The organism is Streptomyces sp. NPDC031100, assembly GCF_055570785.1.
The window spans coordinates 236,678-261,856 of sequence record NZ_JBVIGN010000002.1; the positions used below are offsets into that span (position 1 = coordinate 236,678).

The 25,179-nt window shown below is 69.7% G+C and carries 14 protein-coding genes and 2 pseudogenes; all 16 read left to right on the forward strand.

Translation table 11 applies throughout. The features are described 5' to 3' along the window. Positions 1-44 precede the first annotated feature (44 nt). The 16 genes and pseudogenes from ACZ5DS_RS05340 to ACZ5DS_RS05415 all read left to right on the forward strand — a co-directional run bounded on the left by ACZ5DS_RS05340 (position 45) and on the right by ACZ5DS_RS05415 (position 25,096). A complete protein-coding gene (locus tag ACZ5DS_RS05340; protein WP_468234356.1) occupies positions 45-6,722 on the forward strand; it encodes a DEAD/DEAH box helicase in 6,678 nt (2,225 codons plus the stop codon). Continuing rightward, the gene (locus tag ACZ5DS_RS05345) at positions 6,719-8,989 is read left to right on the forward strand and encodes a UvrD-helicase domain-containing protein (RefSeq protein WP_468234357.1); all 2,271 of its coding nucleotides are present in this window, start codon (positions 6,719-6,721) and stop codon (positions 8,987-8,989) included. The genes ACZ5DS_RS05340 and ACZ5DS_RS05345 overlap by 4 nt, the downstream gene beginning before the upstream one ends. A 697-nt stretch (positions 8,990-9,686) precedes the next feature. Then, entirely contained in the window at positions 9,687-10,850 is a 1,164-nt protein-coding gene (gene alr / locus ACZ5DS_RS05350; protein ID WP_468234358.1) for an alanine racemase, read from the forward strand. A 44-nt stretch (positions 10,851-10,894) separates the two neighbouring features. After that, positions 10,895-11,304, forward strand: a pseudogene (locus tag ACZ5DS_RS05355) (alpha/beta fold hydrolase); the annotation flags it as partial. 4 nt (positions 11,305-11,308) lie between these two features. Then, positions 11,309-11,860 (forward strand): annotated as a pseudogene (locus ACZ5DS_RS05360) (transposase); the annotation flags it as partial. 969 nt (positions 11,861-12,829) lie between these two features. Then, positions 12,830-13,306 carry a hypothetical protein gene (locus ACZ5DS_RS05365; protein WP_468234359.1) on the forward strand — a complete coding sequence of 159 codons (477 nt, stop codon included), beginning with the start codon at positions 12,830-12,832 and terminating at the stop codon, positions 13,304-13,306. Next, positions 13,303-13,776: a GNAT family N-acetyltransferase gene (locus ACZ5DS_RS05370; RefSeq protein ID WP_468234361.1), complete on the forward strand. Its 474-nt coding sequence runs from the start codon at positions 13,303-13,305 to the stop codon at positions 13,774-13,776. Before ACZ5DS_RS05365 ends, ACZ5DS_RS05370 begins: the two co-directional genes overlap by 4 nt. Continuing rightward, the gene (locus tag ACZ5DS_RS05375) at positions 13,773-15,425 is read left to right on the forward strand and encodes an amino acid adenylation domain-containing protein (protein ID WP_468234363.1); all 1,653 of its coding nucleotides are present in this window, start codon (positions 13,773-13,775) and stop codon (positions 15,423-15,425) included. Before ACZ5DS_RS05370 ends, ACZ5DS_RS05375 begins: the two co-directional genes overlap by 4 nt. Then, positions 15,418-16,332, forward strand: a complete 915-nt coding sequence (locus ACZ5DS_RS05380) for an alpha/beta hydrolase fold domain-containing protein (protein WP_468234364.1) — start codon at positions 15,418-15,420, stop codon at positions 16,330-16,332. The genes ACZ5DS_RS05375 and ACZ5DS_RS05380 overlap by 8 nt, the downstream gene beginning before the upstream one ends. A gap of 108 nt (positions 16,333-16,440) precedes the next feature. Further along, positions 16,441-18,075, forward strand: a complete 1,635-nt coding sequence (locus ACZ5DS_RS05385) for an AMP-binding protein (RefSeq protein ID WP_468234366.1) — start codon at positions 16,441-16,443, stop codon at positions 18,073-18,075. A gap of 2 nt (positions 18,076-18,077) precedes the next feature. Then, positions 18,078-18,770 carry a rhodanese-like domain-containing protein gene (locus ACZ5DS_RS05390; RefSeq protein ID WP_468234367.1) on the forward strand — a complete coding sequence of 231 codons (693 nt, stop codon included), beginning with the start codon at positions 18,078-18,080 and terminating at the stop codon, positions 18,768-18,770. 46 nt (positions 18,771-18,816) lie between these two features. Beyond that, on the forward strand, positions 18,817-20,070 hold the full coding sequence (locus ACZ5DS_RS05395; RefSeq protein ID WP_468234369.1) for an NAD(P)/FAD-dependent oxidoreductase: 1,254 nt from the start codon (positions 18,817-18,819) through the stop codon (positions 20,068-20,070). A gap of 73 nt (positions 20,071-20,143) precedes the next feature. After that, positions 20,144-21,100 carry a DMT family transporter gene (locus tag ACZ5DS_RS05400; RefSeq protein WP_468234371.1) on the forward strand — a complete coding sequence of 319 codons (957 nt, stop codon included), beginning with the start codon at positions 20,144-20,146 and terminating at the stop codon, positions 21,098-21,100. A gap of 81 nt (positions 21,101-21,181) precedes the next feature. After that, positions 21,182-21,736 carry a DUF3291 domain-containing protein gene (locus tag ACZ5DS_RS05405; protein WP_468234373.1) on the forward strand — a complete coding sequence of 185 codons (555 nt, stop codon included), beginning with the start codon at positions 21,182-21,184 and terminating at the stop codon, positions 21,734-21,736. Between the two features lie 265 nt (positions 21,737-22,001). Further along, complete coding sequence (locus tag ACZ5DS_RS05410) at positions 22,002-23,975, forward strand: class I tRNA ligase family protein (RefSeq protein WP_468234375.1); 1,974 nt, start codon at positions 22,002-22,004, stop codon at positions 23,973-23,975. Continuing rightward, entirely contained in the window at positions 23,972-25,096 is a 1,125-nt protein-coding gene (locus ACZ5DS_RS05415; RefSeq protein ID WP_468234377.1) for an NAD(P)/FAD-dependent oxidoreductase, read from the forward strand. Before ACZ5DS_RS05410 ends, ACZ5DS_RS05415 begins: the two co-directional genes overlap by 4 nt. Positions 25,097-25,179: the final 83 nt, after the last annotated feature.

Sequence of the window (25,179 nt, forward strand, 5' to 3'; positions counted from 1 at the left end):
GGACGGGTCACCGTGCCGGGCAGGGAAGACAAGGAGCGACCCGGGTGCGCCCCACTCTCGCCGCCGAACAGGTCGGGGACAGCCTCACCCAGTACCTGACGACCACGTTCGCTCTCGCGGACGAGGGCGAACGGCGTGCCCTGGAGGAGTTCCTGAGGGACGAGCAGGACGGCATCTTCCGTGGCCCGTACCTGCGGATCCGCACCCCGTTCAAACCGGCGGGAGACGCCTGGCAGTCGGCTCTGGAATGGGTGCCCGACGGCTTCGAGCCCTACCGGCACCAGGCGCGAGCCTGGCAGCGGCTGTCCACTCTGCGCGGGCCGGCCCGGCCCACCCTGATCACCACCGGCACCGGCTCGGGCAAGACCGAGTCCTTTCTGGTGCCCGTACTCGACCACTGCCGACGGACGCGGGCGGCCGGACAGGACGGCGTCAAGGCGATCCTGCTCTATCCGATGAACGCGCTCGCCACCGACCAGGCCCAGCGCCTGAACGACCAGCTGAAGGACCCGCGCCTGGCCCAGGTGTCCGCCGCCCTCTACATCGGCGACGAGCCCGCCACCGGCTACGCGCGCGTGGAGACGGACCGGGCCCGTATCCGGGGGAAGCGGCCCGACATCCTCATCACGAACTACAAGATGCTGGACCTGCTGCTCCAGCGCGCCGAGGACATCCCGCTCTGGCAGGACGAGGCCCTCGCCTACGTCGTCGTCGACGAGTTCCACACCTACGACGGCGCTCAGGGCACGGACGTGGCCATGCTGATGCGCCGCCTCGGAGCGGCCACCGGCAAGGCACGTGCGGGCCGCCCCCTCGGCGACATCTGCCCCGTCGCCACCTCGGCGACCCTCGGTGAGAGCGCGCCTTCGGCGACTGGAGCGCTCCACCTCCCGGCAGCCGAGGGCGGGGGCACCATCCTGGACGTGGCGGCACAGGTCTTCGGCACGCGGTTCGGGCCGGACGCGGTGATCGGCGAGGACCGCCTGACCGTCCAGCAATTCGCCGGGAAGTCGGACTTCACCCTGCCCTTCCCGGCACCGCAGGACGTCATCGCTCTGGGCGACCCGCTGCGGGACCCCGACGCCATGGACCGCCTCGTCGACGCCTTCACCCGCCGCCCCGGCGAGCACCGCGACCGCCCGCCGACACCGGTCGAACTGGGCGCGATCCTGCGCACCCACCGGCTCACCGCGGCCGTCCTGGAGATCCTCGACGGACGGCCCAAGACGCGCACCGAGATCATGGACGCGCTGCCGCGCTACGCCTACCACTGGGGCATGGCCGTCCAGCAGCAGCCCGAGGAAGCCGCGCAGGCCCTGTCCCGGTTCATCGCCCTCCTCTCCATCGCGCAGGGGCCGGACAGCACCGAGGAACGGCCGCGCCCCCTGCTGACGGTGGAGGTCCACCAGTGGGTGCGGTCCGTCTCGCGCGTGCTGCGCGGTATCGGTCCGAAGCCGGAGTTCCGCTGGGACGAGGACCGGCCCCGCCAGGAGCGGACCGGCGCCGTCGGCACGGCGGACGCCCGCCCGGCCGACGAGCCCGAGGCAGCGGTGGCCCTCGACTCCGCCGTGCCTCCCGCGAACATCTTCCTGCCCGCCGTGCACTGCCGGCAGTGCGGACGGTCGGGCTGGGCCGGCCTCTCCCGGGAACACGACCGGGCCGAGCTGGAAATGAGCCCGGCGAAGATCCGGCAGGCATCCCTCAGCAGGGACAAACGTCTGGTGCGCACCCTGATCGCCGCCACGGTCGCCGAGGCGCACCGGTCCGCCTTCGCCCCGGCCGAGGACACCGGACGGCGTGGATCCGTCCTCGTCCTCGACGGGGAGCAGGGCCGGATCCGGCCCATCGACCCGGCCAAGGACTTCGAACGGCCCGACCGGCACGGCGTACGGGCGGCCAAGGGCCTCAGGGACGCCGCGTTCGTCCATGTCGACCTGATGAACGACCAGGCCGCCGCCGACGACCGCTGCCCCAACTGCGCCACCGGCAACGCCATCCGCTTCCTCGGCCGTGGCCTCGCCCCACTGGCCGCCGCCTCCGTCACCCAGCTGTTCACCGGCGGAGAGCTGGCCCCGGGGCCGGAGCGGCGGACACTGCTGTTCAACGACTCCGTGCAGGACGCCGCCCACCGCGCCGGGTTCGTCGCCAGCCGGGCCTACGACTTCTCCCTGCGCGCCCTGCTCGCCGCCCAGCTGGACGAGGAGACCGCGCGCCCGCTCAACGACATCGTGGCCGACTGCCTGGCCGAGGTGGTCGACCGCGACGTGCTGGCCGCCGTCGCGCCCCCGGACCTGCACGACATCCGGGGCGTGGACCTGCTGCTGTCCGGCCGCAGCAAGGGCAGCCGCGCCACCTGGCAGCTGATCGGCGAGCGCCTCTCCTTCGCCGCCGTGCTCGAGTTCGGACTGCGCTCCCGCCAGGGCCGCACCCTGGAACTGACCCGCACCGCCGCGGCCGAGGTCGACCTCCCCGACCCCAGCCTCGCCGCCGAACTGGTCCGGGACCTGCTGCGGCGGACCCCGGCGCTGGTGGCCCTCCCGGACGGTGAGGTGCCGGACGAGGACCGCTACCGCGGCTATGTCCGCGGCATCCTGGAGCGGCTGCGGCTGCGGGGCGCCGTACGGCATCGCTGGCTCGACCCCTGGCTCGACGAGGCCGGGGTGCGCCGCTGGCTGGTGTGGGGCGGCCGGCCGGCGGGCATGCCCGCCTTCCCGCCCGGTATCTCGGCACCCGCCTTCCTCCTCGACCGGGCCAAGGACAGGACCCAGTTCGACACGCTGGGCTCGGGACAGAACTGGTTCCAGGACTGGACCACGCGCTGCCTCGGTCTGCCCCGCGAGGCGGCCGCGGAGTTCGTCCGCGCGCTGCTGCCCCGCCTGGCCGAGGCGGGCATCCTCTGCGTCCGCGCGGCCAAGGACGGAGCGACCCGCGTCTACGGCCTCCAGCCCGGCCACATCCGCGTCCGCGGGCTCGCCGACGACGTCGTGGGCGACGCCTACGCGCGCTGTTCCGTGTGCGCGTGGCAGCAGACGGCCCACCCCGACCAATTGGATCACTGGCACCGCCAGCCCTGCCCGCGCTACCAGTGCTCCGGCACCCTGCTCGCCGCCTGGACGGAGAGCGCCGAGCCCGACAGCGGCTCCCTGGCACGCCTGCGCGACTACACCAAGGACTACTACCGGCGGCTGTACCGGGAGACCGGCGCCTACACCGTCGTGACCGCCGAGCACACCGGCGCCCTCACCCGGAAGGAGCGGGAGGCGGTCGAGGCGGCCTTCCGGCGCGGCACCCGTTACACCGACCCCAATGTGCTGTCCTGCACCCCCACGCTCGAACTCGGCATCGACATCGGCGCGCTGTCGGCCGTCGTGCTCGCCTCCCTGCCCAAGGGGCCGGCGAACTACGTGCAGAGGGTCGGCCGCGCCGGACGCTCCAGCGGCAACGCCTATCTCCTCACCCTCGTCGACCGCGGCCCGCGCGACCTCTACTACCTCCAGGAACCCCGGCAGATGATCGCGGGGGAGATCCACCCGCCCGGCTGCTACCTGTCGGCCGCCGAGATCCTGCGCCGCCAGTACGTGGCCCGGCTGCTCGACCTCGCGGCCCGCGGCATGCTGTACGGACCCGACGAGGACGGCGCCCCCGAAGTCCTCCCGCTGCCCCGGCTGGCCTCCGCCCTGTTCGGCGGCACCGGCTGGCTGCGCGACTTCACCGACGCGGCCCTGGCCCGTGGCGCGCACCTCGTGGAGGAGTTCCTGGACCTCTTCGTGGACCAGGACGGCATATCCGCGGTGGACGAGGAGACGGCGGGCACCCTGCGCGCCTTCGCCGCCGACGGCTTGCGCGCGGCCGTCGAGCGGGCGGCCGCCACCTGGGAAGAGCGCCTGGCCGACCTGCGCGGGCGCCTCGCCGCGATCGACGAAGCCCGTGCCCAGCTCATCGCCGGCGACCCCGAGCATGCCCGGCAGGACCGCGAACTGCGGGCCGAACGGGCGGCCGTGGCCCGCCGGTTCGCCGAGATCGGCCGGGAAAGCGCCCACGGCACCCTGGTCGATCTGGGCCTTCTGCCCAACTACAGCCTGGTGGACGGCGGCACCGAACTGGAGGCGACGCTCACCTGGAGCGAGGAGGACGAGTCCGGCACCACCGTCTACGACAGCAAAGTCGTCAGCCATGAGCGGGCGGCCCGGCTGGCACTCACCGACTACGCGCCGGGCAACCTCTTCTACTTCAAAGGCTACAAACACCGCGTCTCCGGCCTGGACATCGGCAGCGCCGAACGCCCCAAGTGGCTGGTCTGGCGGGTCTGCCCCGGCTGCGGCTACGTCCGTACCCACCGGGCCGAGGACGACACGTCCCGCTGCCCCCGCTGCCACAGCACCGCCATCGGTGACCGCGGCTGTCTGCACCGGGTGCTCCAGCCCACCCGGGTCACTTCCCGGGACCGGCGCGACGACGCCCGGGTCAGGGACGAGTCGGACGACCGCGAGAGCCTCACGTACACGGTCGTCACCGCGGTCGACATCCCCACCGAGGACATCGAGTCCGCGTGGCGGCACCAACAGGCCACGTTCGGCTGGGACTTCAGCCGCCGGGCGGCGGTCCGCGCGTTCAACCTGGGGCAGGCCCGCTTCGACGTCCCCGCCACCGACTCCTTCGCCGGCGAGGACGTGCGGCTCAACCCCTTCTACGTGTGCACGCAGTGCGGTGGCGCCACGGCGAAGGGACGGCCGGCGCCGGACCAGTCGCCGGACGCCCTGAGCCCGTCCCTGGCCCGGCGCCCGGACCGCTCCCACCACCGGCCCTGGTGCCCCCGCTTCCGTGGTCGGGGCCGGCCGGACGCCGACGTCTCCCTGCTGCTCGCCCACGAACTGCACACCGAGGCCCTGCGCATCCTGCTGCCCGCCGCGACGACCCATGTGGAGGAACGGCTGTCCTCCTTCAAGGCGCTGCTGCGGGCCGGCGTCGCCGAGACCTACGGCGGCAACCCCGACCACCTGGAGGCCGTCGTCGCCTCCATGCCCGACCAGTCGGGCGACGGCGAGATCCGGCGTCGCTTCCTGGTGCTGTACGACACCCTCCCCGGCGGCACCGGCTACCTGCACCGCCTGGCCGCCCCGGACACCTTCCGGGACGTCCTCGTGGCGGCCCGCCACCGCATCGACACCTGCCCCTGCACCGAGGAGGGCAGGGCGGCCTGCCACCGCTGCCTGCTGCGGCACGTCTCCGGCACCGAGTACGCGCACGTCAGCCGGGCGGCGGCGCTCGGCCTGCTGCGCGAGATCCTGGGTGACACGACCGAGGGCTGGCAGGTCGCCCCCGTCGCGGCCACCCATGAGATCCCCCTGGGGCGCCAGGTGGAGAGCGAACTCGAAGCCCGGTTCCTGGAGGGGCTCGTCGCCTGGGCCCGCCGCAAGGACACCCAGGCGAGCGTCCGGCACGCCCAGGACCCCTCCGGCACCATCGCCACCGACCTGAGGCTCACCGGACCGGACGGGCGCACCGTCGTCCACTGGCAGATCAAGCCGCAGGAGGACCTCGGCTGGACGCGCCCGGACTTCGTCGCCCGCAGGCTGGACGCCGAACCGCTGCGCGTCGCGGTCTACCTCGACGGCTTCCACTACCACGCGTCGGCCGACCACAACCGCATCGCCGCCGACGCCGCCCGCCGCGCCCGGCTCCGCGCCGAGGGTTGGATCGTGTTCCAGCTGACCTGGACCGATCTGGCCCACTGGGACGGTGACGGGGCGACGACCGGCCGGCCTGCGTGGGAGCCGTACCAGAACAACGCCATGCGCATAGCGGGGCAGGTTCTGCAGGGCCAGTACGGCGGTGATCCGCGTGAACTGCGCGACACCGTCTGGCAGAACCCGGTGGTGACGCTGCTGAAGTTCCTCGCCGACCCCGACCCCCGGCGCTGGCGCCTGCGCGTCCAGGCAGCGCTGTCCGGCCTGATCGCCCTGCCGGAAGCGGTGCGGACGGCGGCGGCGGTCCAGGACGCTGCTGCCGTGATCAACGCCTGCCTTCGCGATGAGGGCGCGGCGGGTGCCGACGGTCAAGGGTCTCTCCAGGTGGTGCGCGTGACCGACGCGAGCGGCTGTCCGCTGGTGCTCGCCGTCGACATGACCCCCGGTCCCCGCGACGCGGCCTGGACCGGGCTGGCCGTCCTCGACGACAGCACCGACGCCGTCACCAAGGACCCGGCGGCACACCAGCGGCGCTGGCAGGCCTGGCTGTACTGGGGCAACCTGCTGCAGTTCCTCGGCGGAGGAGACGGCGACGCGCGGCAACTGGCCGCGAGCGAGCTGCCGCTCTTCGACGCCGCCCAGCTCTCGGTCGCCGCGGGCGTCGGCGGACGGCGCAAAGATCACCCCCAGGTGGTCCGGGACCCGGCGTGGGACGCCGTACTGCCTCTCCTCGACGACGAAGAGCCGAACCTCCTCGACCTCGCCCGCCGGCTCGCCGGGGTGGGCGCTCCCGCAGGCGAGGCGGGATACGAACTCGGCACGGCAGGCTGGCAGGCCGAACTCGCCTGGCCCGCCGTCAAGGTGGCCCTCGTCCTGGCCGCCCAGGAGGACGACGGACCCGACTACGAGGCCACCGACCGCGACCAGGCCTTCGCGGACGCGGGCTGGGACGCCCGTACCGCCGCCCAGTGGGACCCCACCGATCTCGCACGACGTATCACCGGCACGGACCGTACGGGAGCAGACGAACTATGACCACGACCCCTTCCGCCGCACCGACGAAGGTCACCCTGCGCCTGCTGGAGAAGACCGACCGGGAGATCGTCAAGCTGGACCGCGCGATCGTCGGCGCCGTCTACAAGTTCCAGCACGACTTCCGCGCCAACCCCCGGCATCCCGGGCTGCGGCTGAAGCAGCTCGAAGGCCACGACCGCCTGTACTCCGCGCGCGTCAACGCCGACTACCGGGCCCTCCTGCTGCACCTGAGCGAGTCCGAGTGGCTGCTGGTCGCCGTCAAGCACCGGGGGCACGTGTACGAGAACCTCGACCGTCTCTCGTACGGCATCAACCAGGTCACCGGCAGTATCGACTACGTCGACCTGGAGATCGTCGAGTCCGGCATGCTGCGCAAGGGCCGGCCGCCGGCGGCACCGGCCGCGTCCCCCGCGGCGCCCGCGGCACCCGAGCCCGCGCACGAGCGGCCCCTGTTCGCGGACGTGACGCCACAGCAGCTGGCCGAACTCGGTGTGGCGGAACCCCTCATCCCGGTCGTCGCACGGCTCACCACCGACGAGGAGTTGCTCGGTCTGGCCGAGTACGCGCCCCGGCACACCGCAGAGGTGCTGCTGCGGCTGCGTGACGTCCCGTACCAGCAGGTCCTCGAAGAGGTCACCCGGCCCGTCGAGGTCAAGGACGTCGACCCGGAGGACTACCAGGCGGCGGTCGAGCGCACCGACACCACGGTCATCACGACCGACAAGGACCTCGAGAGCATCATCGAGGAGCGGGACTTCGGGCGCTGGAAGGTCTTCCTCCACCCCACCCAGAAGCGCCTCGTGACCCGCCGGTACTCCGGCCCGGCCCGCGTCGGCGGCGGCCCGGGCACCGGCAAGACGATCGTGGCGCTGCACCGGGTGAAGCACCTGGTGGACCGGCTCGGCCCCGGCAACGGCAAGCAGGTCCTGCTGACCACCTTCAACAAGAATCTGGCCGCGGACCTGCGCACGCGGCTGCTCGCCCTCGGCGGGCCCGAGACCCTGGCCCGGGTGGAGATCGCCCACGTCGACCAGCTGGCGACCCGCGTGGTGCGGGAGGCCGATCCAGGCAGCGTCAAGAGTCGGATCGACGACACCCGCGCCCTGAACGAGTGGCGGCAGATACTGCTGGAAACCGGTGAGACCAAGTGGGACGCCGAATTCCTGATGGACGAGTGGACGCAGGTCATCCTCGGCCAGGCGGTCAACTCCCGGGCCGGATACTTCAAGGCACGCCGGGCCGGACGGGGCCGGAGCATCACCCGCGCGGACCGGGCCGACATCTGGCAGCTGACCGAACGGTTCACCCAGCGGCTCGACGAGAAGAACCTGGAGACCCATCGCCAGGTCGCCGAACGCGCCGCTCGCCTGGAGATGGAACGTACGGCGCGGATCGAGGCCGCGGCACGGGCCAAGGAGGAGCGCGGCGGTCTCGGCAACGTACACGCCGAGTCCGCGACCGGCGCCTGGCAGCGCTACCGCTACCGCCACATCGTCGTCGACGAGGCCCAGGACCTGGCCGCCGCCCACTGGAAGATGCTGCGCGCCATGGTCGCGCCGGGACCGGACGACATCTTCCTGGTGGGCGACACCCACCAGCGCATCTACGACAACCGCGTCACCCTGGGCAGCCTCGGCGTCCACATCCGCGGCCGCTCCGCCAAACTCACCCTGAGCTACCGGACCACGCGCGAGATCCTCAAGTCGGCCCTCCGCGTGCTCGGCGACGAGCACTTCGACGACCTGGACGGTGACGAGGAGACGCTGGCCGGCTACCGCTCGGTGCTGTACGGCAGCGAACCGGTGGTGCGGCGCACCGACTCCTTCGCCGACGAACTGGACGCGATCACCGAACAGATCAAGGCCTGGCACGACATCCGCCGCGAGGACATCGCTGTCTGCGTCCCCACGAACGACATGGTCACTCAGGTAGGAGCCCGTCTGGCGAGGAGCGGCATCGTGTCGACGGAGATCACCGCCGACGGCCCGCGCGGTGACGAGGGCGTTCACATCGGCACGATGTACCGGTTCAAGGGCCTCGAATACCAACGGATGATCATCGCGGGCGTGCAGCGGGGTCTCGTCCCCAGGACGTCGGTGGAGGCGCTGCGCCGTACCGACCCGGCTCGCTACCAGGCGGAGTGCAAGCGCGCCAGGTCGCTGCTCTTCGTCGCCGCGACCCGGGCCCGGGACGCGCTGACCATCGTCTGGCACGGCGAGCCGAGCCCGCTGCTGGGAGGCCTGGCCTTGGCTGCCGGTGCCCGCTGAGCAGACCCGGTGGCGGGAGCGGGTGGCGCGGCCGCGCCGCTTTCCGTATCCACCCGTGAATGTCAGTGCCGCCCTCTACGGTGGAGAGCCGGATGCCGCCGACGCGGTGGGGGAGGAGGCCGACGGGCGTGCGTAGCGGTTGCGCGGCATGGGGTGGCTGGCGGCGGCGGTCGAGGACGAGGAGCTGCACGAGACGCTGAAGAAGCCCATACCCATCGAGACGACCCCTAAGTTGGTGATGACTGCATAGACCGGCCAGGAGGGGCAGAAGCTGCAGAGGGGCAGCGAGAAAGGCAGCCGCCGGGACGGACGCCCCCACGCCGCCGCAGCCTGAAGGACCCGGCGAAACCCCATACGGTCACAGCACTGGACGAGGTGAAGCAAAAGATCAAAGATCAAGCCGCCGACAGCTTCGTCGGGCCCGTCACCTATCCGACCCTGCACAACAACCCCACGAATAAGCCCAGTTGACACACGCCAGGCCTTTCACGCCGCCCACGGCAGCATCTAAACTACCGTCGGCTCCTTGGGCTGCGTCGACGTGAAGCTCGGCGACGCGAAGAAGCTGTGGAGCGTGCTGAAGAAGAACGACAAGGTATACGTGTGGGGGCGGCGGCCCGGTACCTGAGCGCGCCCCAGGGATCGTTGGGGGCGGTGCCCCAGGACTGTCGGCGGCCGCTGAGAGACTGAGGACGCGATGAGTGAGACAGCTGCTGTGCCGACCGCTGCCGTGCGTGCACGCGCCGAGATCGATCTGAGCGCCCTGCGTGCCAATGTGCAGGCCCTGCGCGCCAGGGCCCAGGGCGCCGCCGTGATGGCCGTCGTCAAGTCCGACGCGTACGGCCACGGCGCGGTGCAGTGCGCTCGTGAAGCCCTCGCCGCGGGCGCGAGCTGGCTCGGCACGACCACGGCCGAGGAGGCTCTCGAGCTGCGCGCGGCCGGGCTGCCTGGCCGCATCCTGTGCTGGCTGTGGGTGCCGGGCGGGCCCTGGCAACAGGCGATCGAGGCCGACATCGATGTCTCGCTGGGCGGCACGTGGGCCCTGCGGGAGGTCGTCGAGGCCGCCCGGGCGGCGGGACGCCCCGCGCGCGTGCACCTCAAGGCCGACACCGGGCTCGGTCGCAACGGCTGCCTGCCCGGCGAGGACTGGGCCGAACTCGTGGCGGCGGCGCTGCGCGCGGAGGCCGAGGGGCTGGTCCGGATCGCCGGCCTGTTCTCGCACTTCGCGTGCGCCGACGTGCCGGGGCACCCGTCCATCGCCGCCCAGCTCGCCCGGTTCCAGGAGATGACGGCGTACGCCGAGGCGCAGGGCGTACGGCCCGAGGTGCGGCACCTCGCCAACTCGGCGGCCACCCTCACCCTGCCCGAGACCCACTTCGACATGGTCCGCGTGGGCATCGCCATGTTCGGCGTCTCGGCCAGCCCGCAGCTGGGCACCCCGGAGGACTTCGGGCTGCGCCCGGTGATGTCGTTCAGCGCCGCGTTGGCCCTCGTCAAGCGCGTCCCCGGCGGCCACGGCGTCAGTTACGGCCATCACTACGTCACCGCCGGCGAGACCACCCTCGGCCTGGTGCCGGTCGGCTACGCGGACGGCATCCCGCGGGCCGCCTCGGGCAGCAGCCCGGTGCTGGTCGACGGCAAGTTGCGGACGATCGCCGGGCGGGTCGCCATGGACATGTTCGTGGTGGACCTGGGCGGCGACGAGCCCCCGGTGGGCAGCGAGGTCGTGCTGTTCGGGCCTGGCGGCCGGGGGGCGTCCACCGCCGAGGACTGGGCACAGGCCAGTGCCACGATCGCGTACGAGATCGTCACGCGCGTCGGTACGCGCGTTCCCCGCGTCTATCTGAATGCGTCTGTGTGAACGCATCCATGTGAGCGCAATCAAGTGAACGGGCGAGAAGTCGGGTGACCCGTTCCGCGGCGGCGGCCGGTAGCCGGTGCAGGGCGACCGGCATCGCCGGTGCCGGGATAGGCGTCCTCGCCGCGGGTGCGGCGGCCGGTGTCGCCGTCGAGCGGATGACGGTGGGCCGCGGGATGCGCGCAAGGCCCGGCTGACGCTGGACTCGGCGGGCCCCTACGGCACCCTGCGCGGCACCCCCGGCTAGGCGTACGCAGTCTTCAGCCGCGGCTACTGCCTCCACCAGGACTCCTGGCACTTCCAGCGCGCGGCCCTGCGCGGGGTCGTGCGGACCGTGCACTGGGACCAGCGCAGCCACGGGCGCTCCGGGCGGGGCGTGGCCCAGAGCCAGAACGGCGTGCCCGTCACCATCGAGCAGCTCGGTGCCGACCTGAAGGCCGTGCTCGACGCGGCAGTTCTCGGCCTACATGCTTGGACTGATCACACCGCCGGAGCGGAAGAACGGCTGGACGCTGGCCGAACAGGCCGAACAGGCCGAACAGGCCGAACAGGCCGAACAGGCGGGAGAATTGCCAGATCTGCGTCTTCCTCGCCTATGCGACCTCGCCGGGGGGCGAGCGCTCATCGACCGACGGCTGTGTCTGCTCACGTCGTAGACGGAAGACCGCGAGCGGTGCCGCCACGCCGGCATCGGGCACGAAGTCGGCTTCGAGACGAAGGCGGCCAGGGCCAAGGCGATGGTCCGTCGCGCCATCGCAGGCCGGATCCCTTTTCGGTGGTGACAGAGGACGCCGCCTACCGCTTCAGCAAGGGCCGGCGCTCCGAGCTGGAGCGGGCCGATGTTTTCCACGGCATGGCCACGCTCCGGCACGACACCGTCGTCACCCGCTGGGCAGTCTGCCCACCCCGGCTACAACCTGTTCAACGGGCTGCCACGCCAGAAGTGGAACTGCCGCTCCTGCGGCATCGGGGCATACGGCCCGCGGATCTACGACGAGGCACGCGTCGAAGTGCTGCAGCTTCTGCCCCTCCTGGTCGGTCAGTCCGCGCACACGGACAGGCTCGGCCACCGCGCCTCCAGCGGGTCGGATCAGACATCACCGCCTGGGATCCTGGCACGCGCGATAATCAACTTGCAAGTGCCTGAGGCAAGTTGACATCCCATCAAATGTCCATTCTGTGTGGCTTGATGGTGCATCCGTATGTCAACTGGTGCTTCGGGTCTCATCGCTTGGGAACTCGCATGTCAATGCTTGACATGATCCATTGGCCCCCATCTACAGTTGCGGTGTGCAGCGATGGACGGGGGTCGTCATGAGAAGTTTCGCGGCAGAAGCTGCGGCTATTGGAGGACGTGACGCGGTTCTACCGCGGTGTCCACTGGATGTTGAAGCTTGTAGAGCTTCTCGCTGAATGAACGCTGAGCCGCTCCGGGCCGGTTACCAGAGGTCGCGGTGCAATTCATTCCCAACTCTCACCATGGCCGATGCAAGGCCATTCGAAGCCAATTTCCGTCGAGACTGACCTCGCCTGCCGGCGGCGGCCCACCGCCCCGCCGGCACTCGTCTGACCAGCGACAATGACACGAAACGGCAGGAAGGGGGACCGTGCCCGGCGCGGTTGGAGTCGGCGCGCACCCGGGCACACCGGGAACGCCCGTATGTCCGACCAGAAGGGGAAACAGGCATCAAGTCGAAAAAACGGACTCCAGTGCGATCAGTGACCAGATCTCAAGGCGTCTGAACGATTGCGTTAACAGCGACCAAACACTTTGACAGTCCAGGCCATTAGCGCCGAAACGGACAGAAGAACAGCATTCCCATGGACAGCCACTCTGGGTGCAACCAAGAGGGGCCGGATTTACTACCGCACGAGTCGCGAAGCGGATGAACACCTTCTGCATCGATGATCTGAGGCATTTCGGAGGCGAACGAGCGCATGATGGAGATGGGCAACTACCTGCGGGCGGGGAACGCCGTCACGTGAACCCGCTGACGTACTCGCCGCGCCTGGTCAAGGCGCTCCCGCCGCTGGATGTGTGCGGCCGGACTCTGAAGGCGTATGGGATGTTCGCGGAGCCGGAGCGCTCCTCTACCCTCCCGGCGCCGGAGTGGCTGCAGGAGCAGGCCGCCTCGGTGCTGCGCGATCCCCTGCAAGAGGGGGACCACCCCGTCGGCTTCCTGATCCTGCACTACGGGGAGGAAGGCGACTACCTGCTGGTGAGCCAGTGGTACGACGCCAACATGCTCAAGCACTGGGTGCGCGGCACGGCGGTCGACGCCGCGGGGAACACCACGGTCGCTCCCCTTGCCCAGCGTGACCTGATCGCCTGCGTCTGGGAGCTCGAGGTCATCAACTTCGAGCGCGACGCCTGGGTCAACACCGTGCTGGCGCAAGGCCGGCTCGACCAGGCCTCGCTCGACGCGTACCTGGACACGACCTTCTCGGGGTGGGTATGAGCCGCGACATCAAGGTGCAGCCGATCGAGCCGTGCCACCTGGACGCGCTGCTGGCGCTGTGCCGCGAGCACGCGGCGTACGAGAAGGCGGACTTCCGTGAGAACGGCCAAGTCGAGCGCTGGCGTTCGGCGTTGTTCTCGGAGCAGCCGGCGCTGTACGGCTGGATCGCGACGGACGACGGGGAGCCCTGCGGCTTCATGACCGTCACCATCGACTTCGCCACCTGGAGCGCCGAGCCGTTCGTCTACATGGACTGCCTCTACCTCCAGGAGCCGTATCGCGGGCTGGGGCTCGGCCGCACGTTCTTCGAGCGACTGCGGGAGTTCGCCGTCGCCCATCGCTGCGGCTGGGCCGAGTGGCAGACCCCTCCGCACAACGAGCTCGGCATCGGCTTCTACCGGCGCATGGGTGCCACGTCCAAATCCAAGGTCCGCTTCCACTACGACGTCGAAGGACGGGACGCCTCGTGACGGAGACTTCTATACCGGTGACGTCGGCGACACCGCTGCCTCCGTGGTCGCTCGACTCCGCCGACCAAGCCTTCCCCCCGCCGGCGCTCGGCGACATCGTCCGAGCAGCGGCGAGCAACTGGCCGGACCGCCCGGCGCTCCACGACGGACGACTCGGCCTCACCTTCGCCGAGTTGGAGCAGCAGGCCCGGGCGCTCGCGGCCTGGCTGACCGAGCAGGGCATCGGTCGCGGGGACCGGGTCGCGATCCTGGCCGAGAAGTCCGCGATCATGCCCGTCCTGGCCATCGGGATCTGGAAGTGCGGCGCTGTCTACGTCCCGCTCGACGCCGCCCAGCCGGTCCCCCGTCTGCGCAGCCTGCTCGGCCGCCTGCGGCCGAGTGTCGTGATCGCGCTGGACGACCGGGAACCGGCGGTCGCCGACGTCAGCTGGGTGGACCGTACGCGGCTTGACGCGATCCTGTCGTGGCCGGCCCTGGAACAGCCCACCGTGGCGCATCGGCCCGAGGACACGGCGTACATCATCTTCACGTCGGGGTCGACGGGAGAGCCGAAGGGCGTCGAGATCAGCGTCGCCAACCTGGTCGCGTACTTCGGGAACCACAACGAAGTGCTCCGGTTCACGCCGGACTCACGGGTCTTCAGCCTGTCCCCGTTCCACTTCGACGTGTCGATCGAGGACACGCTGCTGCCCCTGTCGCTGGGCGCGTTCGTCCACCAGTTCCGTGGCGTCCACGCCGGCGCGATCATGCGCACGATCATCAAGCGCGAGCGGATCACGCATCTGATCGCGGTGTCCACGCTCCTGACCATGATCACGGAGGACGGGCGCCACGTCACCAGGGAGAACTTCCCCTCCCTGGAGATGGTGATGACGGGTGCGGAGGTCTGTGACCCCGGTGTCATCAACGTCTGGAAGACCGCTCTCCCGGAGGTACGCGTCATCAACGCCTACGGGCCGACCGAGGCGACGATCGTCTGCGTCACCCATGAGATCGAACGGGCCGACACGGAGCGGATGAGCTCGTACCCGATCGGCCGGCCCCTGCGCGGCGTGGCGGCGCGGATCGTGGAGGACGGGGCCGAGGTCCACGAGCGCGGCCGGGCCGGCGAGCTGTGGATCGGTGGCGAGCAGGTGATGCGCGGCTACTTCGATCAACCGGAGGAGACCGCCCGCCGCGTGGTCGAGGTGGACGGCGTCCGCTACTACCGCACGGGCGACATGTGCAGTTATGACGAGGACGGCAACATCGTGTTCCGCGGCCGGAACGACGACGAGGTGAAGCTGGCCGGCCGTCGTATCCACCTGGGTGAGATCCGACAGATCGTGCTGGGCTCCCCGGGCGTCGAGCGGGCGGCCGTCGCGCTGGTCCCGCGAGGCGGGCACGACGTGATCGCCCTCGTGGTGATGGCGCCGGATCGGGCGGTGGTGGCGGACGTCGAGAAGCGGCTGGGGGACCTGCTGCCCGCGTACATGCGCCCTTCGCTCGTCGCCTGGTCACCTGAGCTCACTGTGTCCTCGACGGGCAAGACGGACGAGAAGCTGCTGATGCGACGGCTCGCCGAGGCGGCTCGGGAGTCGAGCGCGACCCACTTCGCGTTCACGCCCGCTGGGGACGTCGAGCCCGTCGACGGGGACGGCGATGTCTGACGTGGAAGTGCGGGCCTTGAACGTCGAGTTCGGCCGCCTGGCCGCCGCCAGGAAGATCATGGCGGTGAGGGCGTCCACGGGCTCGCTCGCGGACGACCGGGTGAACGCCGAGCGGTGGATCTCGCGCTTCGGAAGCGTGGACGAGCCCGACGACGGCGCGTCGGTCGACGAGGGTGAGCACTCGGTGGTCATCCGACCGGCGCAGGAGGACGCAACCGCCCCGTATGTCATGTACATCCATGGCGGCGGGATGGTGTACTACTCGACGGCCGTCTTCCAGCCGTTCCTGCGGGGCCTGGCAGATACTCTGCACGCGCCCGTGGAGGCGTTCGAGTATCTGAAGGCGCCGGAACACACCGTTGCCGAGTCGGTGGAGCAGCTGGGGAGGCACATCGCGGCACGATGCCGCACGTTGGGGGACCGGCCGCTCGTCCTCGCCGGTGACAGCGTCGGCGGACTGCTCTCGCTCTACCTCAGCTTGCGGGTCCTGCCCGGGGTCTTCTCGCGGATCGTGCTGATCTACCCGGTCCTCGACCTTGAGACGGAGCGCGAGTCCTACCGGACGTTCGGAGAGGGCTACTTCCTCGACAGCAGCAGCATGCGGCTCTTCAAGTCGGTGCTGAAGCCCTTCTTCTCGGCACAGGACTTCGATCCGTTCGCCCTGTCGGAGAGTGATCTGGCCCAGCTGCCGGACTGCTCGATCGTGACGGCCGGCTGCGACGTGCTCCGGGACGAAGGACTCGCCTGGGTGGGGCATCTGGCCGATCGGTCGGTCACGTTGCGACATCAGCACTTCCCGGATCTCCCGCACGATTTCTGCCTGTATGCCAGAAAACTGGATTCAGCCAGGAACGCCGTGGCTGAAATCGCCAGGGCCGGATTCCCTCTTGACGAGAGACACGCCTAGCCGCTCATCGAATTCGTGGCCGAAAAGGAGCGGCCGATTGCCTTGACGGCCGATATTGTCGGTCATTAAAGTTTCACGGGAAATGCGAGTGGAAAGGCAGGATTGAGAGTGGTGGACAAAGTCGAAGCGGTGGCAATACCACCGTGGTCGATCGATCCTGCCGACCAGACCAACCCGGCACCTGCTCTCGGTGATCTGTTCGTGGCTCCGGCCCTCAAGTGGCCGGACCGCACAGCGATCAGCGACGGAGAGGTCAGCTACACGTTCGCCCAGCTCGAACAGGGCGCCCAGGCGGTCGCTGCCTGGCTGACCGAGCAGGGGGTCGGTGCGGGGGATCGCGTGGTGGTCCTGGCCGAGAAGCGTGCGGTCATGCCGCTGCTCGCCATCGCCATCTGGAAGTGCGGGGCCGTCTACGTCCCGCTCGACGCCGCCGAGCCCGCGGGCCGGCTGCAAGGACTGCTCACGCGTCTTGAGCCGGTGGCCGTGATCGCGCTGGACGACCGGGACCAGGTCGCTCACGCCGGCTGCCGGCTGGACAGGGAACAACTGACCAAGATTCTTGCCGGGCCGGCGGCGACTCATTCCACTGTGGCCCATCGACCGGAGCAGGCCGCGTACATTATTTTCGCGTCCAGCCCGACGGGTGAGCCGCAGGGAGTCGAGAACAGTGCCGCCAGCCTCGTCGCCTATTTCGGCAACCACAACCAGGTGCTCCGATTCACATCGGAATCTCGCGTTCTGAGCCTGGCGCCATTTAATGTGGATGTTTCGATTGAGGACACGGTACTCCCCTTGTCGCTGGGAGCCTTCGTCCACCAATTCCGCAGTCTCGCCGCCGGTGCCGTCATACGCGCCGTGCTCGGCCGTGAGCGCATCACGCATCTGATCGCGGTCTCGATGCTCCTCGCCATGATCACCGGCGACGGGCGTCAGATCACCCGGGCCAAGCTGCCCGGCCTGGAAACGGTGATGACGGGTGCCCAGGTGTGCGACCCCGCCGTCATGAACACATGGAAACAGCAACTGCCGGAGACCCGTGTCATCCACGCCTTCGGCCCACCCGAGGCCACGGTCTTCTGCTTGAGCCACGAGATCGAGCACGCGGATGCGGAGCGCACGACCGCGTATCCCATCGGCCGGCCTCTGCGGGGCATGGACGCGAAGATCATGAAGGATGGGGCGGAACTCCAGCAGCCCGGCGCGGAGGGCGAGCTCTGGGTCGGCGGCAACCAGGTCATGCGCGGCTACTTCGACCACCCTGAGGAAACCGCCCGCCGTGTCGTCGAGCTGGACGGAACCCGCTACTTCCGGACCGGGGACATCTGCAGCTACGCGGAGGACGGCGCCATCGTGTTCCACCGTCATGACGACGAGGAGATCACGTGGTTGGCGGGCCGCCGTACCCACCTGGCCGAGATCCGTCGGGCCGCCCTGAACTGTGCCGGTGTCGACCGGGCGGTTGTCGCCGTGATCCGGCGCAACCAACGCGACGTGGTCGCTCTCGTCGTCACGTCGGAGGAACGACAGGTGGTGGCCGACGTGGAGGCGCACCTGCGCAGTGTGCTGCCCGACTACATGCGTCCGACCCTGATGGCCTGGTCGCCCGCTGTATCAGCCCCGTCGACCGCCAAGACCGATGAACATCAACTGATCGAGCGGCTCACGACAGCAGCTCAGCAGTCGAACTCCAACTATTTCGCACTGTCGGCCGATGGCGCCGTCGAGCCTATGGAGAAGGTATAGCCATGTCTGAAGCGGTGAAGGATAAGGTCGCCGAATACCTGGAGACGGCGACGGGCAAGCCGGTGGACCTCTCCCCGCTGCCCGACGACACGCCCCTCAACACCCTTGGTCTGGACTCGCTGCTGACCATCAGTGTCCTGGTCACGATCCTGGAGGACTGCGGCGTCGATCTGGGAGAGCACGCGGACTCGCTGGTCACTCCCAGCACCCTCGGTGATCTGTATGGCATAGCCGCCCGATTCATGGGAGACGAGGACTCGACCTCGAGCGAGGGTGACCTCTCCCGAGAGCAGCGATCCCAGCTGGACTACTACCAGGAAAAGCTGGCCTATGAGATCGACTCCGCGGATCTGAAGGATGCTCTCAAACAGGGCCAGGACCTGGTGGTGGTCGACGGCCGCAGCAGCGAGTCCTACGAGAGGGAGCACATCCCCGGCGCGATCAGCATTCCTCACCGCTCGATCTCCCAGGATTCGCTGGCCGGTCTCTCCAAGACACCGCTGTACGTCGCCTACTGCGACGGCATCGGCTGCAACGCCTCCACCAAGACGGCGATCAAGCTGGCGAGCGCGGGCTTCCGGGTCAAGGAGCTGATCGGCGGTCTGGACTGGTGGAAGCGTGATGGCCATGCCACAGAGGGGACGGCACCTCAGTGTGGTGTCCACGCCCAGGTCGACTGCGGGTGCGCCGGCTAGCCAGCAGGGAGAAGGTCAGCCCGAGCAGAGAGATGGTAGTCAACCTGTGAGTACTGAGAAGTTCGACCAGTCGCAGTTGGATGTCGCGGTGGTGGGCGGGAGCATCGCCGGCTGTGCCACCGCGATCCGCTTCAGCCAGATGGGTTATCGGGTCGGGATCTTCGACAAGAAGGCGATGAACGACCAGTCCCACAAGCGGCTCTGTACCCATTTCATTCAGCCGCACGCGGTGCCGCTACTGGCCGAACTCGGGCTGGCCCACCTGTACGAGCCTGCCTGGTCTGTGTCCACCAAGGCCATCTTCGTCACGCCCGGGGGCCTGGTCGAGGGACCCGGGGGCTATGTCCCCGGGCCCCCGGATTCCTACGCGCTCAATCTGGAACGGCGCGTGCTCGACCCCGCACTGCGAGAAGCCGCGCAGAAGCAAGGCGTCCGGTACATCGACTCCACCGCCGTGGAGAGCATCGAAGAAGACGAATCCGGCTGGATCCTCGATACGCGTGGTGAGACCGGATCCCACCGCTTCCGGGCCCGTCTGGTGGTGGCTGCGGACGGGCGCCGTTCACGGCTGGCCAAGGAGCTCGGCAACCCGACGGAATCCCATCCGAACGAGCGCGCAGCCCTCTTCGGATACTTCTCGGGGATCAAGACCCGAGAGGACAACCGCTCGGTCTTCATCATGAACGAGCGGGACCTGGCCTGCGTCTATCCGCTCATCGGGGGCAGGACTCAGCTCGTCCTCTTCGCGGAGAAGTCGCGGGTCGAGGATTGGCACGGGGCGGACGGCCGGCTCGAGCAGTTCTTGAAGTACTTCGACGAGCTGCCGGACGCGCCATCGATGTCCGATGCGGTCCTGGAGACGGGCCTGCTGGGCTACAGCGACTATCCGAGCCAGGTTCGTCAGCCGGTGGTGGGCTCGATCCCCTTCGTCGGAGACGCGGCCCTGTCCGTGGATGCCATGAGCGGCGTCGGTTGTGGATTCGCGCTGGTGTCGGCCGATCTGCTGGCTCGCTCATTCGCTGACCGATCGTTGGACAAGGCCGATCTCGGGGACGGACTGGCCGAATATCGGCAGCGGTTCGACGACGTCCTCCTCCCGCACGTCGAGACCATATGCGGGGACTCCCTCGTCGAGAAGAACGAGGCGTCCCGGCTGCGGATGTTCCAGGTCATCAGCGGCAATCAGGAACTGAGCCAGAAGTATCTGGCCCTCAGCGGCCGCATGCTGATGCCGAACGAATTCCAACGAGACCTCGTACGTGCGCTGATGACCCGGGGTGCTGCTGGTCTCAAGCGCTAGCCCGACCCATATGCCGCGCAGAGTCAAGAAACAGTGATATGCGATGAAACAAGTTCCGTCACTCCTCACCGGGGTGCTGTCCGGCGTCAGTGCCAACCTGATCTGGGGTCTGGCCTTTCTGATGCCGGTCCTGCTCCCCGACGCGGACGCTGTCACACTCGCGCTGGGACGGTACCTGGTCTTCGGACTGGTGTCGCTCGGCATCGTGATCTTCACACGCGGCGCCGGGATGCGCGGCCTGGATCGGCGAGTGTGGTTCACGGGCCTGGCGTTCGCCTTCGCCGGCCACGTGGGCTACTACTTCTTCCTGGTGCAGGGGATCAGGCACACAGGGGCGCCCATCACCACCGTGATCATCGGAACGCTCCCCGTGACCGTTGCGGTGACGGGCAACTGGGCCCGCAAGGAGTTTCCGTTCTCCCGCCTGCTGGTGCCTCTCGGATTCATCACGGTCGGTCTGGCCCTGGTCAACGTCATGGAGGTTGACTGGAAAACTGCCCTCAGCGGTCACGACGGAATGACCTGGGTGATCGGTATCGCGTCGGCGCTGACGGCGCTCTGCCTGTGGACGTGGTACGCGGTGGCCAATGCCGACTTCCTCAGAAGGCACCCGGAGATGCCGTCTGCCACCTGGTCCACGCTCATGGGCGTGTGCAACCTGGCACTCTCCTTGGTCGCCCTGCCGATCGCCGCCGTGTCCGGCGCAGTACACCTCGACGGAGCGGACTCGCTCGTCCCTCTGCTCATCGGCAGTGTGGTTCTCGGCCTGATCGTCTCCTGGCTCGGAACCGTACTGTGGAACCGTTCCTCGGGATCGGTCCCGATTTCCATCGCGGGACAGCTCGTCGTCATCCAGGTGATTGCCGGACTGATCTACGTCTTCACGTGGGACGGCCGTATGCCACCGCTGTTGGAGCTGGCCGGAATCGCACTGCTCGTCAGTGGCGTGCTGCTGGCCATCCAACGGACCCGCAAGACCCCGCCGGCCACGGAGACCAAACTCACCGACAAGGCCGAGGTGAGTTCATGAACCGCACGGCACTGCGACGGTTAAGAGCGACCCTTGGGGCAGAAACCCGACAGCGTACACACAACGGGAGGACAGAGACTGATGCCGCGCGTCGCGTTCACGACTTTCGCGATCCTGAAGAAGCCGTACGGGAATCCTGAAGTTCAGGAGTTCGACGACCTGACGCCGCCCACGTTCGAAGAGGCGGAACGCAGCCCGGGATTCATCGCTCGCGCGAAAGAGGACCCCGGCCAGAGTCATCTCACCAACTTCGAGCGGGACTGGGGAGAGTGGGGCACATTCGATGTTCCGCGCTTCTACACGGGCGGTCGGACCAACGAGACCGACAGTCGTGCTTCCACGCTGTCGCTGTGGACCGATCTGGAGTCCGTCTTCTCCTTCGTCTACTCGGGCCTGCATCGCAGCACTCTGAGCCGGCGGCACGAGTGGTTCCTCAAGCCCGAGTGGCCCTCCTACGCGGTGTGGTGGGTCTCCGATGACACCATCCCCACCTGGTCGGACGCCTGTCATCGGCTGGAGCACCTGCACGACAACGGTCCGACTCCCGTCTCGTTCACTCTCCGTCGGCCTTTCGACCCCGACGGCACCCCGACTCGGCTGCGCGGCATGGCCGAGCGACGAGGGGCCGATGCCTGATCGACCTCTCGGTCCGAGCTCACCTCGAGCGGACCGGTGGTGATCGAAACGCTGCCGCCGGCACGGGTGGGCACCGAACTGCGTTGCCCACCCGCCGAGTACGTGTCGCGCTGGCCTACCGTGCCGCCGCAGGAGCCGGCCTCGAAGACTGCACGGCTCATCTCGCCCGTCTCGAACAGACCGCCCGCTTGCACAGCGGGCCTGCAGTCCGCATCGCCGGCGGGCTGAGCTACCTCATCCATTCCACACCATTCGGGGATTTTCTGTGATCACGCGTGCCTTCGACAGGTCGGCGATGAGCTGGTCCTACGAGATGCACCTTCAACCCATGCTGTCCGCCGCCGACATCAAGGGGCTGCCCTTCGGGTCCGTCTTCGGCAGCGTCCCTGCGCACAGCGTCTCCAAACGCCACGCCCACCAGGACGGCGAGATGTTCATCGTCCTGGCCGGCAAGGCCTCCGTAGTCCTCGGGGACGAGGAGCGTGAGCTGGGCCCCGGCGGGGTCGTCTACCTGTCGCCCTTCGGCTACCACGAGATCCGCAACGAGTCCGACGAGGCGTTCGACATCGTCTCGATCTACTGGGAACACATCCCGAGCGCCGTCGAAGCCCTCGACCAGGCCCCTCCGCGCGACGGGCTCTCCGAGCGGACGCTGGTCTTCTGCCCCCCGCCCACGCCCAACGGCGGCTTGCACCTGGGCCACCTGGCGGGACCGTACGTCCGGGCCGACATGCTGGTGCGCGCGCTGCGCAGCATGGGCCGCGACGCTCGGTACGTCACCGGCACCGATGACCACCAGTCGTATGTCGCCGCCGCCGCGCGACTGCGCGGTACGGGCCCGGCCGACGTGGCCACGGCCGAAGGCGACGCCATCCTGGCGACCCTGCGCGCGGCCGGCGTCGGCTGCGACCGGGTCACTCGTCCTGCCGCAGACCCGGAGCACGCCGAGCGGATCCGGGAGCTGTTCGCCCGGGTGGCCTCCTCGCCCGCTGTCTCGGAGGAGGAGCGGGAGACGGCCTACTGCCCGAAGTGCGACCTGTCGCTGCACCAGGCTTTCGCGCGCGGGGCCTGCGCGCACTGCGGTGCAGCCAGCGACGGGGAGATCTGCGAGGCCTGCGGCCGGCCCAACGAAGCCCGGGAGCTCACCGACCTGCAGTGCCGGATCTGCGGCACCCCGGCCGTCACCCGCCCGGAGCGGGCGCTGTGGCTGGACCTCAACGCCTACGCCGAGCAGCTGCGGGACTACCTGCGGAGCTCCTACACCTCGCCCGACCTGCAGGCGCTGGTGGAGAGGCTGCTGGACGAGGGGCTTCCCCCGTACCGGCTCGGCCGAAGCAGTGAGTGGGGCGTCGCCCTGGAGGACGGCCAGGCCCTCGACGCCTGGGCGGACCTCGCGCTGACCTTCCTGGACGCCGCGCGAGCCGAGTCCGAGCAGGGAGGCCCGGCGAAGATCACGCTCTTCCTCGGCTACGACAACAGCTTCTACTACGCGGTCCTGCTGCCGATTCTGGCCTTCGCGGCCGAACTCGCCGACCACCTGCCCGCCGCGTTCGTCACCAACCAGTTCCTGCACCTGGGGGACTCGAAGTTCTCCACCAGCCGGGGCCACGCGGTCTGGGCCGACGACGCCCTCGCCGAGGCGGGACCGGACGCCGTACGCCTGGCCCTGCTGCGAGACGCCCCGGAGGGACGCGTCACGCGGATCACCGAGGAGCGCGCCGGCGAGCTCGCGCAGGACCCGCTGTACCGCACTGCTCAGGACTGGCTGGGCGGCTTCGCGGCTCTGACCGAGCAGTGCGACGGTCAGGTGCCGGGCACCGGTGCCTGGACGGACGCGCACCGCGAGTTCTACCGGTACATCAATCTTACGACTCGTCAACTCGACGGTCTGCTGCTCCCGGAGTCGTTCAGCGCGCGTGGATACGTCCGCCTGCTGGAGTCCTTCGTGGCACGCTCCGCCGAGTTCCGGGCGACGGAGGAGGCGCTGCGCCGGGTCCCGTCACTGGCGGAGGAGGCGCGCACGAGCCTGGCCCTGGAGTACCTGGCGGCCAAGGTGTTCGCCGCGCTGGCCTGGCCGGTCGTCCCCGAGCTGTCCCAGCGGGTCTGGGACTGGCTGGGCCTGCCCGCGCAGCCGGTCCGCGAGGCCGACTGGTCCTTCCTGCCTTCCGGCACCCGGTGCGTGTCGACGGCGCCTGACCTCGCGACGGCTGCCGCCGCTTCCGCGGACGGGCGATCGTGAGCCAGGTCGGCACGACGGCGTCCGATCGCGGCGGGGACGTACCCGCCCGTGCGGACGTCGTGGTGGTGGGCGCCGGGATCACCGGCGCCTCCATCGCGCACCACCTGGCACGCCGGGGTGTGTCCGTCGTCGTGATCGAGCAGTCGCCGCAGTCGGGTGCCGGGGCCACCGGCCGCTCCGGCGGCATGGTGCGTGCCTACGACACCGACCCGGCGATCGGGGAACTGGCGCTACCGAGCCTGGCCACGTACCGGGACCCCGGGTGCTGGGCGTCGGGGCAGGCTCCGCTGCACGCCGTCGGCTCTGTGACCGCGGCCGACCCGGCCCAGGCGCCCGCCCTCCGGGAGGCCGCCGGGCAGATCAACGGCGCGCTGCGTACCTCGGCGCACGTGGTGGCGGAGTGCGACGAGGTGGCGGGGGTACACCTGGCCGGCGGCGTTGCCCTCGTCGAGCCGGAGGCAGGCTGGGTGGCGCCGGCGGAGGTCACCGAGGACTGGCTGGTACAGGCACGCGCCGACGGTGCCGTGGTGTGCCACGGAGTTCGCGTGCTCGAAGCAGCGGCGCGTGGCGGACGCCCGGCGGTGCTCACGGACGCGGGCGTGATCAGTGCCGGGGCCGTGATCGCGGCAGTCGGGCCCTGGGCGGCCGACCCGGTGCCCGGGTTGCGGCCTGCTTCGCCGGTCCGGTCGCGATCGATCCAGGTGAGCATCGTCGAGCGCCGCCCTCCTGCGGCGCCCCACGCGACCTTCATCGACCTGCGCACCGGGCTGTACGCCAAGCCGGTCGGCTCGGACCGGACGCTGATCGGCATGCCGCACCTCGTCTGGGACTCCCCCGTCGACGCGCAGCCGGACCCCGCGCACGCGCAGGCCACCGTGTCCGCGCTCACCGCCCATTTCCCGTGGCTCACGACGGCGGTGTACCTCAGCACGGTCCGCGCCGCGGACGCGTACGGCTCGCCGGGGGGCGGCGGGCCGGCGTCCGGGCTGCTGGAGGGCACCGGCGTGCCGCACGTGTGGTCGGTGCGGGGCTGGAACGGCGGCGGTGTCAAGACGGCACCGGAGGCCGGCCGCCGCATCGCGGACGCGTGCATGGCCGACGCCTTCTCCGACGCCGCCTGACAGCCGCCCGCCCGGCGCCACCGACACCCGCAATCGACCCTCTCCCCACACAGCAACGAGGTGTTCCATGCCGGACGCAGCCG